Source organism: Enterobacter sp. HSTU-ASh6 (genome assembly GCF_026319105.1).
Taxonomy (GTDB): Bacteria; Pseudomonadota; Gammaproteobacteria; order Enterobacterales; family Enterobacteriaceae; genus Enterobacter; species Enterobacter sichuanensis.
This window is the reverse complement of sequence record NZ_WSPD01000004.1, coordinates 228,655-241,558: the sequence shown is the minus strand read 5'-3', so window position 1 is coordinate 241,558 and position 12,904 is coordinate 228,655. Positions and strand designations below refer to the sequence as shown.

The following is a 12,904-nucleotide window of genomic DNA, read 5'->3' as shown; positions in this document are numbered from 1 at the left end:
ACATAAAACTGTGGCAGAAAAGGCAGTGCAGAGACGAGTAAAGGGTAACGGAGTGGTTAAAAAGAGAGCGGTTGAAATTAAACGGTAACTTTGAGCAGGAAAAATGACAGGAGGGTTGCGTCTCGCCCGACAGCGAGACGCGACAATATCAGTAACTGGACTGCTGGGATTTTTCAGCCTGGATACGCTGGTAGATCTCTTCACGGTGGACAGATACTTCTTTAGGAGCGTTAACACCAATACGTACCTGGTTACCCTTTACCCCTAAAACTGTCACGGTGACCTCATCCCCAATCATGAGGGTCTCACCAACTCGACGAGTCAGAATCAGCATTCTTTGCTCCTTGAAAGATTAAAAGAGTCGGGTCTCTTGTATCCCGGCATTATCCATCATATAACGCCAAAAAGTAAGCGATGACAAACACGTAAAGTGTAAGCAGTCACGGCATCACATTCTGTTAAACGTAAGTTTAGCCGATATACACAAACTCAACCTGACTTTATCGTTATCGATAGCACAGTGAACAAGACGCCATAACGTTACCGCTATGGCGTCTGCTTGTGCTTTGTAGTTATTACAGTTTCGCGCTTACCCAGCTTTCAACGCTGGCCAAAGCTTGCGGAAGTGCCGCCGCATCCGTACCACCGGCTTGCGCCATGTCCGGACGACCGCCACCTTTGCCGCCCACCTGCTGAGCGACCATACCAATCAGCTCCCCTGCTTTTACGCGGTCGGTCACATCCTTAGAGACGCCCGCAATCAGAGAAACCTTACCTTCTGCCACTGTCGCCAGCACGATAACGGTGGAACCAAGCTGGTTCTTGAGATCGTCGACCATAGTACGCAGCATCTTAGGCTCAACCCCCGCCAGATCGCTGACCAGCAGTTTAACGCCCTTAATGTCTACAGCCTTGCTGGAGAGGTTTGCACTCTCCTGCGCCGCAGCCTGCTCTTTCAGCTGCTGCAGCTCTTTTTCCAGCTGACGCGTGCGATCCAGTGCAACGCGCACTTTCTCGCCCAGGTTCTGGCTATCACCTTTCAGCAGCTGCGCGATGTCGTGCAGCTGATCGCTCTGCGCATGCAGGCTGGCAATCGCCCCTTCACCGGTCACCGCTTCAATACGACGCACACCTGCCGCCGTCCCCGACTCGGAAACAATGCGGAACAGGCCAATGTCACCGGTGCGGGAGGCGTGAGTACCACCGCACAGCTCGGTAGAGAAGTCGCCCATGCTCAACACGCGAACACGGTCGTCATATTTCTCACCAAACAGCGCCATCGCGCCTTTTTTCTTCGCCGCCTCGAGATCCATGATATGGGTTTCGATAGGCAGGTTACGACGGATCTGCGCGTTCACCAGATCTTCCACCGCACGGATTTCAGACGGTTTCATCGCTTCAAAATGCGAGAAGTCGAAACGCAGCACTTTGTCGTTAACCAGAGAACCTTTCTGTGCAACGTGGGTACCCAGCACCTCGCGCAGTGCAGCGTGCATCAGGTGGGTGGCAGAGTGGTTGAGACGAATGCGCGCGCGGCGAGCTTCATCAACGTTAGCCTGGACGCCCTCGCCCACTTTCAGAGAACCGGAAACCAGTTTGCCCTGGTGACCAATCGCCTGACCGTATTTCTGGGTGTCGCTCACGCTGAAGCTGAAACCGTTGCCTTTCAGTTCGCCTTTATCGCCAACCTGACCGCCGGATTCCGCATAGAACGGGGTTTTGTCCAGAATGACAACCGCATCCTGACCTGCGCTGATGCTGTCTACGGCTTTGCCGTCAACAAACAGGGCGGTCACTTTACCGGTCAGTTCCAGCGCGTCGTAACCTTTGAATTCAGACGCGCTATCAACGCGGATCATTGCGTTGTAATCTGCACCGAAACCGCTGGACTCACGCGCGCGACGACGCTGCTCTTCCATCGCCGCTTCGAAGCCCTCTTCGTCAACTTTGATGTTGCGCTCGCGGCAAACGTCTGCCGTCAGGTCAACCGGGAAGCCATAGGTGTCGTACAGACGGAAAGCGGTTTCGCCATCCAGCGTGTCGCCTTTCAGTTTCGCCAGCTCGTCGTCGAGCAGCGCCAGACCGCGCTCCAGTGTACGCGCAAACTGCTCTTCTTCGGTTTTCAGAACCTGCTCTACCTGTGCCTGCTGGCGTTTCAGCTCATCGCCGGCAGTACCCATCACGCCAATCAGTGGCCCAACGAGTTTATAGAAGAAGGTGTCCTTCGCGCCCAGCATGTTGCCGTGACGGATGGCGCGACGAATGATACGACGCAGCACGTAGCCACGGTTTTCATTCGACGGGATAACACCGTCGGCGATCAGGAACGCACAGGAACGGATATGGTCGGCGATAACGCGCAACGATTTGTTGTTCAGATCGGTCGCGCCGGTGACGTCCGCAACGGCTTTGATCAGAGTGCTGAACAGGTCAATCTCGTAGTTGGAGTTAACGTGCTGCAGAACCGCGGCAATACGCTCCAGGCCCATACCGGTATCAACGGAAGGCTTCGGCAGCGGCTCCATGGTACCGTCGGCCTGACGGTTGAACTGCATGAAGACGATGTTCCAGATCTCAATGTAGCGATCGCCGTCTTCTTCCGGGCTGCCTGGAGGACCGCCCCAGATGTGGTCGCCGTGATCGTAGAAGATCTCGGTGCACGGACCGCAAGGACCGGTATCACCCATCTGCCAGAAGTTGTCCGACGCGTATGGCGCGCCTTTGTTATCACCGATGCGAATAATACGCTCGCGCGGGATCCCGACTTCTTTTTCCCAGATTTCGTAGGCTTCGTCATCGGTTTCATAGACGGTAACCCACAGACGCTCTTTCGGCAGGTTGAACCAGTTTTCACCGGTCAGCAGTTCCCACGCGTATTGAATGGCATCGTGTTTGAAGTAGTCGCCGAAGCTGAAGTTACCCAGCATTTCGAAGAACGTGTGGTGACGCGCGGTGTAACCGACGTTTTCCAGGTCGTTGTGTTTACCGCCCGCACGCACGCAACGCTGTGAGGTTGTGGCGCGGGAATAATTACGCTTGTCGAGACCAAGGAACACATCCTTGAACTGGTTCATCCCGGCGTTGGTAAACAGCAGAGTCGGATCGTTGTTCGGTACCAGGGAGCTGCTGGCAACAACCTGGTGTCCCTTACTATGGAAAAAATCGAGAAACGCCTGACGGATCTCAGCGGTGCTCTTGCTCATAATTATCCTGAAATCAAGCTAACGAAATGTCGTAGCAGGTCTGTATCGGTAAACCCCTGGACAGGCCAGCTACTGGAAAAAGTGGGAATAAGATAAGTTTTCTTTAGTGGGAAGTAAAATCCCGCATGCGTTCAATCGGCAAAATTACGCCAGATATCCTGAATATCTTCCATCAGGAAGCCGCGGTAGAGCAAAAAGCGCTGGATTTTAACTTTTTCTGAAAACCCGTGCGGCAGGGGTTCACCGTACTTGCGGATCGCCTGCTCTTTTGCCAGCGCACACCAGTCGGTGTCGCATTCACGCATCGCTTTTTCAATGGACTCACGGGAAACGCCTTTCTGGTTTAGCTCCTGGCGAATGCGCGCCGGTCCATATCCTTTGCGGCCTCGGCTGGCGAGAAACCGGGAAGCGAAACGATCATCATCCAGATAGCGGTGCTCGTAACACCAGGCAATCACCCGGTCATAATCTTCCGCGGTGGCATCAATCTCTTCCGGCCCGTTTTTACCCATCACCGGCGCCGACAGTTTTCGGCGCAGCTCCTGTTCACTGTGGTCACGGACAGCAAGAATGCGTACCGCACGGTCCAGTAAGCGTGCATATGCGGGTCGGCGGGTCGTCGGTTCACTCATAAAAAACCTGCTGATTCAGAAATGCAAAAAGGGCCGCATCAGCAGCCCTTCATGGTTAAACGAAAGAATTAAAAGTCTTCGTTGGTTTCTTCAGCATCCGCGCTATCCACCGCGAAGTCTGGAGTAGCATCCTGATTATTCAGCAGAAGCTCACGCACTTTCTTCTCAATCTCTTTCGCCGCAGCCGGGTTCTCTTTCAGCCAGGCGATCGCATTCGCTTTACCCTGACCAATTTTGTCACCGTTGTAGCTGTACCAGGCACCTGCTTTTTCGATCAGCTTCTCTTTCACACCCAGGTCAACCAGCTCGCCGAAGAAGTTAATCCCTTCACCGTAGAGGATCTGGAATTCAGCCTGTTTGAACGGCGCTGCAATTTTGTTCTTCACAACCTTCACGCGGGTTTCGCTCCCGACCACGTTCTCGCCCTCTTTCACCGCACCGATACGGCGGATATCCAGACGGACAGAGGCGTAGAATTTCAGGGCGTTACCACCGGTGGTGGTTTCCGGGTTACCGAACATCACACCAATTTTCATACGGATCTGGTTGATGAAGATCAGCAGCGTATTGGACTGCTTCAGGTTACCCGCCAGCTTACGCATCGCCTGGCTCATCATACGTGCCGCGAGGCCCATGTGAGAGTCGCCGATTTCGCCTTCGATTTCCGCTTTTGGCGTCAGTGCTGCCACGGAGTCGACCACGATAACGTCAACCGCACCGGAGCGCGCCAGCGCGTCACAAATTTCCAGCGCCTGTTCACCGGTGTCCGGCTGAGAACAGAGCAGGTTGTCGATATCCACGCCCAGCTTACGTGCATAAACCGGATCCAGCGCGTGCTCGGCATCGATGAACGCACAGGTTTTACCTTCGCGCTGAGCGGCGGCAATGACCTGCAGCGTCAGGGTGGTTTTACCGGAGGATTCTGGCCCGTAGATTTCTACGATACGGCCCATTGGCAGGCCGCCCGCGCCCAGCGCGATATCCAGAGAAAGCGAACCGGTGGAGATCGTTTCCACATCCATGGTACGGTCTTCACCCAGGCGCATGATGGAGCCTTTACCGAATTGCTTTTCGATCTGGCCCAGTGCTGCCGCCAACGCTTTCTGTTTGTTTTCGTCGATAGCCATTATTACTCCTGTCATGCCGGGAGAAGCGACTGTGCTTCACCGTGGATTTCTGTTCTGTTGGTGCAATTATACTGTATGGTCATACAGTATCAAGTATTTTGTAGAAATTGTTGCCAGAGCGTTTTTAACGCATAAACGGTGGCCTGACGACGCACGCTTTCGCGATCGCCGCTAAAGCACTCCCGGCGGGTGATCCCTTCGCCTTTGGCGCTGGCAAACCCAAACCAGACAGTGCCGACAGGCTTCACGTCGCTGCCGCCGTCCGGACCCGCGATGCCGCTAATGGAGATCGCGTAATCGGCCCGTGCCTCTTTGAGCGCGCCAATGGCCATCTCGATCACCACCGGTTCGCTGACCGCGCCATGCTGTTCAAGGGTGGATTCCCGCACGCCAATCATCTGTGCTTTTGCTTCGTTACTGTAGGTCACAAAGCCACGTTCAAACCAGGCGGAACTGCCGGCAATATCGGTAATCGCTTTGGCAACCCAGCCGCCCGTACAGGACTCAGCGGTGGTGACGGTCGCCCCACGTTGCTTAAGCGCCAGGCCCACTATCTCGCTCAGCTGCATCAATTCATGGTCAGTCATTCTCGCTCCAGGCATCAGAAAAACGTGCTGCACAAGATAGCACTTTCTCGTCAGATATGGGGATGCACTTCCGGTTTTACGAGGGGGCTTCAGAAAATAGCCGGTGCGGGCGCACCGGCAAGCGAAAGATTATTTCATGCTGATGGCGAGGATATTCACATTGTGGCGAAACGCCTTAACGTAGGTATCCGCCACGCCGCCTTTGGACGACAGCGCTTCCGGGTAAAGTTCGCCCCCCGGCTGTGCCCCTGTCGCCGACGCAATCTGCTTCACCAGCCGCGGGTCAAGCTGGTTTTCCATAAACCAGGTCTTCACCCCGTCGGCTTTGATCTGGTTGATAATTTCCGCAACCTGCGCCGCGCTCGCTTCACTCTCAGAGGAGAGCCCCTGCGGTGCCATAAACGTCACGCCGTAGGCGCGGCCAAAATAACCAAAAGCGTCGTGGCTGGTCAGCACCTTACGCTTCGCCTGTGGAATCTGGCTGAACTGCGCTTTGGCCCAGCTGTCGAGTTGGTTAAGCTGCGCGATATACCTTTTTCCGGACGCTTCCAGCGCGGCTTTGTCTTGCGGATCGGCGTTTACCAGCCCGTTCAGAATATTTTGCGCATACAGTGCGCCATTCGCCGCGCTGTTCCACGCATGCGGATCGGTCACGGTTTTGCCCTCTTCTTCCAGGGTGTGTGTTTTGACACCTGCTGACGCCACCACCAGTTGGCCCTTAAATCCGGAGGCCTTCACCAGACGGTCAATCCAGCCCTCCAGACCCAGACCGTTCACCACCACCACATCCGCCTTGCTCAGCGCCGCGCTGTCTTTCGGTGAGGGTTCGAAGGTATGCGGATCGCCGTCAGGCCCAACCAGCGTGGTCACATTCACCCGATCGCCGCCCACCTCCTGCGTGATATCCCCCAGTATCGAAAAGCTGGCGACCACATTCAGGGTTTTCGCCATCGCCCCCTGCGACATCATCCCCAGCGCGAGCGCCACAATTAATCCTGTACGTTTCATCATTTCCCCTTGCGTTAAAAAAGCGTACGCAGGCTGCCCGCGAGCCTGCTTCGCGTACCAAATAAGACAGAAACCAGGAACAGTGCGCTGGCCGTCAGCACGATGGACGGCCCGGCGGGCAGACTCACCGCCCAGGAGAGGCTTAGCCCCAGCCACGCGCAAAAAATGCCGCTAATGCCCGCCATCAGGAGTAGCCCTGGCAACGTGCGCACCCAGCAGCGCGCCGCCACCGCCGGCAGCATCATCAGCCCGACAGCCATCAGCGTGCCAAGTACCTGAAATCCGGCCACCAGATTAAGCACCAGCAGCGCCAGAAACAGTCCGTGCAGCAGGCCTGGCAGCCAGCGGGCGTTCACCTGTAGCCAGGCGGTATCAAACGCCTCGGACACCAGCCCGCGATAGAAAACCGCCAGCGCCAGCAGCGTGAACATGCAAACGCCTGCCACAAACAGCGCGGCATCGTTATCCACTGCCAGAATGGAGCCAAACAGCAGGTGCAGCAGATCGACATTCGAGCCTCGCAGCGATACCAGCGTCACGCCCAGCGCCAGCGAGCCAAGATAGAAACCGGCAAAGCTGGCATCCTCTTTAAGCGGCGTACGACGACTAACCAGCCCGGCCACCAGCGCGACGACAATCCCGGCAATAAATCCGCCGATACTCATTGCCAGCAGTGACATGCCGTTCAGCAGATATCCCACGGCAACGCCGGGCAATATGGCGTGTGAAAGGGCATCGCCCATCAGGCTCATCCGGCGCAGCTGCAGAAACACGCCGAGCGCGGTGGTACTGACAGAAAGCGCCAGGCAAACCACCAGCGCGCGACGCATAAAGCCGTACTCGATAAACGGCTGAAAAAAGAGATGCCAGATCATGCCACCCTCACCCGCTCGGTCTTCCATTGGGGAATGTCAGCGTCCAGCCGTAACGTCTGCGGGAAGTGGCGCGACACGCGCTCGCTGTCGTGCAGTACCGCAAGCAGCGTTTGACCCTGCATATACATCTCCAGCATCAGATCCATCAGTACATTGCAGGTGGCTTCATCGACCCCGGTAAAGGGCTCATCGAGCATCACCAGCGGCGCCTGCTGTACCAGGATGCGGGCAAACAGCATGCGCTGAAACTGACCGCCGGAGAGCTCATCGATAGTGGATAACGCCATGGATTCGAGCCCCACGCGTTCCAGCGCGCGGGCAATACGCAAGCGTGTTTCCCGACGGAGAGCGGAAAATAGCGAAATACCCGGCCAGCAGCCCATGCTGACGACATCCTGTACGGTCACGGGAAATTGCGCCTCCAGCGCGTGACGCTGCGCCAGCCAGCCAATGACCGGGCGCTTTCCCTGCCAGCGGAAGCTGCCGTTTACGGGGGGAATAAACCCGGCGAGCGTTTTCAGCAGCGTGGATTTCCCGCAGCCGTTAGCGCCGATAATGGCGGTCATGCTTCCCCGCTCAATCAAGCCGGATAGCGCACGCGTGACGGGTATACGGTCATAACCCGCAATCAGTTCATCCATCACAATCATGGCAATGCCACCGCCCAGCGCACAGCCAGACCGATAAAGAGAACAAGCACCAGCGCCAGCAAAAGCCGAACCGGCGCAGAGAGAGAGAAAAGGGACGTTGACATCGCGACACCACAATTAATGTTATAACATAACAATAATCAAAGGTAACTGAGATGTAAATGGCGCGTTTGAAACGGGAGTGTGGCGAAATGTTTCTGCAAAATGCCCCTCTCCCGTGGGAGAGGGTCAGGGTGAGGGCATCAGGTCGCACCGTGCGCGCAACCATGCCGGGTGGCGGCGTTGCACCCGGCCTAGCCGTCAGAGCGATCTACTGACTAAACGGCGACGCTGCCGGCACGCGGGCCTGCGATACCGCCAGACCCAGCTGCCATACGGCCATCGCATAGTGGGTGCTGTGGTTATAGCGGGTAATGGTGTAGAAGTTCGGCATGCCGTACCAGTACTGATAGCCCGTTCCCACATCCAGGCGCAGCAGACTCACCTGATCAACATTGCCCAGCGGCTGCGTTGGCGTTAAGCCCGCCGCCGCCAGCTGTGCGACGCTGTATTTGGTTTTGAAGCCGTTTTCCAGACCAAACGCCTCGCCGTTTGCCTGTACAGCAACCTGACCACCCGGCGTCCAGCCATGCGCTTTGAAGTAATTCGCCACGCTGCCGATGGCATCCACCGGATCCCACAGGTTGATATGACCATCCCCGTTAAAGTCGACGGCATACTGTTTATAGGAGGACGGCATAAACTGGCCGTAGCCCATCGCACCGGCAAACGATCCTTTCAGTTCGAGCGGATCATCCTGTTCGTTGCGCGCCATCAGCAGGAAGGTTTCCAGCTCGGAAGAGAAATACTCCGCACGGCGCGGATAGTTGAAGGAGAGCGTCGCCAGCGCATCCAGAATGCGGGTTTTCCCCATCACGCGGCCCCAGCGGGTTTCCACGCCGATAATCCCGACGATGATTTCAGGCGGTACGCCGTACACCTGCCAGGCGCGATTGAGCGCATCTTCATACTGATTCCAGAACACCACGCCGTTTTGCACGTTGTCCGGGGTAATAAACTGTTTGCGATAGCGCAGCCACGCACCGTTTGGCCCGCTCGGCACCTGGGCCGTGGGTGCCTGCCTGTCCATCAGGCGCAGCACGTAGTCCAGACGTTTCGCCTGTGACAAAATTTCGTGCAGCTGCTGTCTGTCAAAGCCGTGTTTGCTCACCATTTTATCGATGAACTGCTCGGCCGCCGGGTTGTTCGCGAAGTCGCCGCCCATCTGCATCATATTGTGCTGCGGCTCCAGCAGGAATCCTCCGGAAGGCGCGCCCGCCGTTTGCTGAACGGCTTCGGTCTTAGGTTTGCTACTACAGGCAGACAGCAGAATAAGCGCAGGCAACAGCGCTGCATAACGACGCTTGAACATGAGACATCCATTTAACGGGTTCGATAAGAACCCAGTATGGTAAAGCATCCGCAACACCTCAAGGAAGCAGTACACACCTCCCCCACGCAAATCCGCCCTTTTTTCCACCGAAAATCCATTCCCCCATCGATTAACTTTCAAAATAATCCATTTTTCTTTCATTGTGAGATCTGATTAACACTTTAAAACCTTTCAAAGTGATTATTATTAGTCGCGGTAATACAAAAACAAAAGCCCAGAGGAGAGAAGAATGATAGAAACCATCACCCACGGCGCCGAGTGGTTCATCGGGCTGTTTCAGAAAGGCGGAGAAGTGTTCACCGGCATGGTGACCGGGATCCTGCCCCTGCTGATCAGCCTGCTGGTGATCATGAACGCGCTGATTAACTTTATCGGCCAGCAGCGCATTGAGCGTTTCGCCCAGCGCTGCGCCGGGAACCCGCTGTCCCGCTACCTGGTGTTACCTTTCATCGGCACTTTCGTGTTCTGTAACCCGATGACCTTAAGCCTCGGTCGCTTTATGCCAGAAAAGTACAAGCCGAGCTATTACGCTGCCGCTTCCTACAGCTGCCATTCCATGAACGGCCTGTTCCCGCACATCAACCCCGGCGAGCTGTTTGTCTATCTCGGGATCGCCAGCGGTCTCACCACCCTTGGCCTGCCGCTCGGCCCGCTGGCGGTGAGCTATCTGCTGGTTGGTCTGGTGACCAACTTCTTCCGCGGCTGGGTGACGGACCTCACCACCGCCATTTTCGAGAAAAAAATGGGCATCCAGCTTGAACAGAAAGTCCAGCTTTCAGGAGCCACAGCATGAACCGGATCCGCATTGAGAAAGGCACAGGCGGCTGGGGCGGCCCGCTGGAGTTCGACGCCACCGAAGGCAAAAAAATCGTCTACATCACCGCGGGCACGCGCCCGGCGATCGTCGACAAGCTGCGTGAACTGACCGGCTGGGAAGCGGTCGATGGCTTCAAAGAGGGCGAACCGCCGGAAGCGGAAATCGGCGTGGCGGTGATCGACTGCGGCGGCACGCTGCGCTGCGGCATCTATCCGAAGCGTCGCATTCCAACGGTGAACATTCACTCCACCGGAAAATCAGGCCCGCTGGCGCAGTACATCCTTGAAGACATTTATGTGTCGGGTGTGAAGGAGGACAACATCTCTCTGGTGAATGGCGCTCCCGTACCGCAAAAAGCGGCCCCGCGCGATTACGACACCAGCAAGAAGATCACCGAGCAGAGCGATGGTCTGCTGGCAAAGGTCGGGATGGGCATGGGGTCCGCCGTGGCGGTGCTGTTCCAGTCCGGACGCGACACCATCGACACGGTGCTGAAAACCATCCTGCCGTTTATGGCATTCGTCTCGGCGCTGATCGGCATCATCATGGCGTCTGGTCTGGGTGACTGGATTGCCCACGGCCTTGCCCCGCTCGCCAGCCATCCGCTGGGGCTGGTCACGCTGGCGCTGATCTGCTCCTTCCCGCTGCTGTCGCCGTTCCTCGGCCCGGGCGCGGTGATTGCCCAGGTCATCGGCGTGCTGATTGGCGTACAGATTGGGCTGGGCAACATTCCCCCGCACCTCGCCCTGCCCGCCCTGTTTGCCATTAACGCCCAGGCGGCGTGCGACTTCATCCCCGTTGGGCTGTCGCTGGCCGAAGCGCGCCAGGACACCGTGCGCGTGGGCGTGCCGTCCGTACTGGTCAGCCGCTTCCTGACGGGCGCCCCGACGGTGCTGATTGCCTGGTTTGTCTCTGGCTTTATTTATCAATAAGAGGTTTTTGCCATGACCGTGATTTACCAGACCACCATTACCCGCATCGGCCAGAGCGCAGCTGACGCATTAAGCGACCAGATGCTGATCACCTTCCGCGAAGGGGCGCCTGCGGATATCGAAGAGTTTTGTTTTATTCACTGCCACGGCGAGCTGAAGGGCGAGCTGAAGGCCGGAAGCCAGCTGGAGCTGGGCGAAGCGCGCTATGCCGTGACCGCCGTCGGCGACGTGGCTGAGCAAAACCTGCGCGAGCTGGGCCACATCACCCTGCGTTTTGATGGCCAGCCGCAGGCAGAGTATCCCGGCACGGTTCACGTCGATGGTCCGGTTCCGCAGGCTGTCACCCCAGGCTGCACGTTGAAATTTGTTGCGTAATTAAGGAGATAGACATGAGTCAGGTTGCCGTTGTCATTGGTGGGGGACAAACCTTAGGCGAGTTCCTCAGCCGTGGGCTTGCCGCAGAAGGTTACCGCGTGGCGGTAGTGGACATTCAGAGTGAGAAGGCTGCCCGCGTGGCGGATAGCATCAATACCGACTTTGGCGAAGGAATGGCGTACGGCTTTGGTGCCGACGCCACCAGCGAGCAGAGCGTGATGGCGCTGGCCCGCGGCGTGGATGAGATTTTTGGTCGTACCGACCTGCTGGTCTACAGCGCGGGAATCGCAAAAGCCGCGTTTATCAGCGATTTCGAACTGGGGGATTTTGACCGCTCGCTGCAGGTGAACCTGGTGGGCTATTTCCTCTGCGCCCGCGAGTTTTCTCGTCTGATGATCCGCGACGGCATTCAGGGGCGCATCATTCAGATCAACTCAAAATCAGGGAAAGTGGGCAGCAAGCACAACTCCGGCTACAGCGCGGCGAAGTTTGGCGGCGTGGGGCTGACGCAGTCCCTGGCGCTGGATCTGGCCGAATACGGGATCACCGTTCACTCACTGATGCTGGGCAACCTGCTTAAATCGCCGATGTTCCAGTCCCTGCTGCCGCAGTATGCCACCAAGCTTGGCATCAAAGAGGAAGAGGTGGAGCAGTATTACATCGATAAAGTGCCGCTGAAGCGCGGGTGCGACTATCAGGACGTGCTGAACATGCTGCTGTTTTACGCCAGCCCGAAAGCCTCGTACTGCACCGGGCAGTCGATTAACGTCACCGGCGGACAGGTGATGTTCTGATCGCGCGGGCGGAAGCCCTCACCCTAACCCTCTCCCCCCGGGAGAGGGAATACAACAAGGAGCCGATATGGTCACCGCACTCATTACCGTCGCCGCCCTCGCCTGGATCTGCCAGATGGCGTTTGGCGGCTGGCAAATCCACCAGTTTAACCGCGCGTTTGACGCCCTGTGCCAGAAAGGTCGCGTGGGCGTCGGGCGGTCCGGCGGACGTTTCAAACCGCGGGTCGTCGTCGCGGTTGCGCTGGATGAAAACAATAACGTCTGCGATTCCCTGATCATGCGCGGGATGACCGTCTTCGCGCGGCCGGTGAAAATCCAGGCAATCAACGGCATTTCGTTGCAGGAATTGCGGCCTGATGTGATCTTTCCCCATGATCCACTCTGTCAGAATGCACTATCATTAGCGCTTAATCTGAAACATGGATAATTTCGTTGTGAAAGCTATAGCCTTGCGAAATTATCATTTCGCAAC

At 56.8% G+C, this 12,904-nt stretch carries 14 protein-coding genes; 5 read left to right on the top strand and 9 right to left on the bottom strand.

All coding sequences use genetic code 11. The annotated features are described in order from the left end of the window. Positions 1-148: 148 nt before the first annotated feature. The 9 genes from csrA to mltB form a co-directional block, all read right to left on the bottom strand. Entirely contained in the window at positions 149-334 is a 186-nt protein-coding gene (gene csrA / locus GM298_RS06750; RefSeq protein WP_000906486.1) for a carbon storage regulator CsrA, read from the bottom strand. Between the two features lie 241 nt (positions 335-575). Further along, on the bottom strand, positions 576-3,203 hold the full coding sequence (gene alaS / locus GM298_RS06745) for an alanine--tRNA ligase (RefSeq protein ID WP_266153822.1): 2,628 nt from the start codon (positions 3,201-3,203) through the stop codon (positions 576-578). 131 nt (positions 3,204-3,334) lie between these two features. Then, positions 3,335-3,835 carry a recombination regulator RecX gene (gene recX, locus GM298_RS06740; RefSeq protein ID WP_025757124.1) on the bottom strand — a complete coding sequence of 167 codons (501 nt, stop codon included), beginning with the start codon at positions 3,833-3,835 and terminating at the stop codon, positions 3,335-3,337. A gap of 68 nt (positions 3,836-3,903) precedes the next feature. Then, a complete protein-coding gene (gene recA / locus GM298_RS06735; protein WP_025757123.1) occupies positions 3,904-4,962 on the bottom strand; it encodes a recombinase RecA in 1,059 nt (352 codons plus the stop codon). A gap of 89 nt (positions 4,963-5,051) precedes the next feature. After that, entirely contained in the window at positions 5,052-5,549 is a 498-nt protein-coding gene (gene pncC / locus GM298_RS06730) for a nicotinamide-nucleotide amidase (protein ID WP_025757122.1), read from the bottom strand. Between the two features lie 129 nt (positions 5,550-5,678). Further along, positions 5,679-6,557 (bottom strand): metal ABC transporter substrate-binding protein, encoded by an 879-nt coding sequence (locus GM298_RS06725; RefSeq protein WP_262747991.1) that lies wholly within the window; start codon positions 6,555-6,557, stop codon positions 5,679-5,681. Positions 6,558-6,571: 14 nt separating this feature from the next. Continuing rightward, positions 6,572-7,432: a metal ABC transporter permease gene (locus GM298_RS06720; RefSeq protein ID WP_059386979.1), complete on the bottom strand. Its 861-nt coding sequence runs from the start codon at positions 7,430-7,432 to the stop codon at positions 6,572-6,574. Continuing rightward, complete coding sequence (locus GM298_RS06715) at positions 7,429-8,082, bottom strand: metal ABC transporter ATP-binding protein (RefSeq protein WP_045286056.1); 654 nt, start codon at positions 8,080-8,082, stop codon at positions 7,429-7,431. Before GM298_RS06715 ends, GM298_RS06720 begins: the two co-directional genes overlap by 4 nt. A gap of 310 nt (positions 8,083-8,392) precedes the next feature. After that, positions 8,393-9,493, bottom strand: coding sequence for a lytic murein transglycosylase B (gene mltB / locus GM298_RS06710; protein ID WP_025757118.1), 1,101 nt, complete (start codon positions 9,491-9,493; stop codon positions 8,393-8,395). A 250-nt stretch (positions 9,494-9,743) separates the two neighbouring features. On the opposite strand from mltB, the gene srlA reads away from it, so the two are divergent. From srlA to gutM, 5 genes are all read left to right on the top strand, one after another. Continuing rightward, on the top strand, positions 9,744-10,307 hold the full coding sequence (gene srlA / locus GM298_RS06705) for a PTS glucitol/sorbitol transporter subunit IIC (RefSeq protein ID WP_025757117.1): 564 nt from the start codon (positions 9,744-9,746) through the stop codon (positions 10,305-10,307). Beyond that, entirely contained in the window at positions 10,304-11,263 is a 960-nt protein-coding gene (locus GM298_RS06700) for a PTS glucitol/sorbitol transporter subunit IIB (protein ID WP_025757116.1), read from the top strand. Before srlA ends, GM298_RS06700 begins: the two co-directional genes overlap by 4 nt. A 12-nt stretch (positions 11,264-11,275) precedes the next feature. Continuing rightward, a complete protein-coding gene (srlB, locus tag GM298_RS06695; protein ID WP_024907705.1) occupies positions 11,276-11,638 on the top strand; it encodes a PTS glucitol/sorbitol transporter subunit IIA in 363 nt (120 codons plus the stop codon). Positions 11,639-11,652: 14 nt separating this feature from the next. Further along, complete coding sequence (gene srlD / locus GM298_RS06690) at positions 11,653-12,432, top strand: sorbitol-6-phosphate dehydrogenase (RefSeq protein ID WP_266153821.1); 780 nt, start codon at positions 11,653-11,655, stop codon at positions 12,430-12,432. 67 nt (positions 12,433-12,499) lie between these two features. Then, positions 12,500-12,859 carry a transcriptional regulator GutM gene (gene gutM / locus GM298_RS06685; RefSeq protein WP_045286053.1) on the top strand — a complete coding sequence of 120 codons (360 nt, stop codon included), beginning with the start codon at positions 12,500-12,502 and terminating at the stop codon, positions 12,857-12,859. The last annotated feature ends 45 nt before the right edge of the window (positions 12,860-12,904 follow it).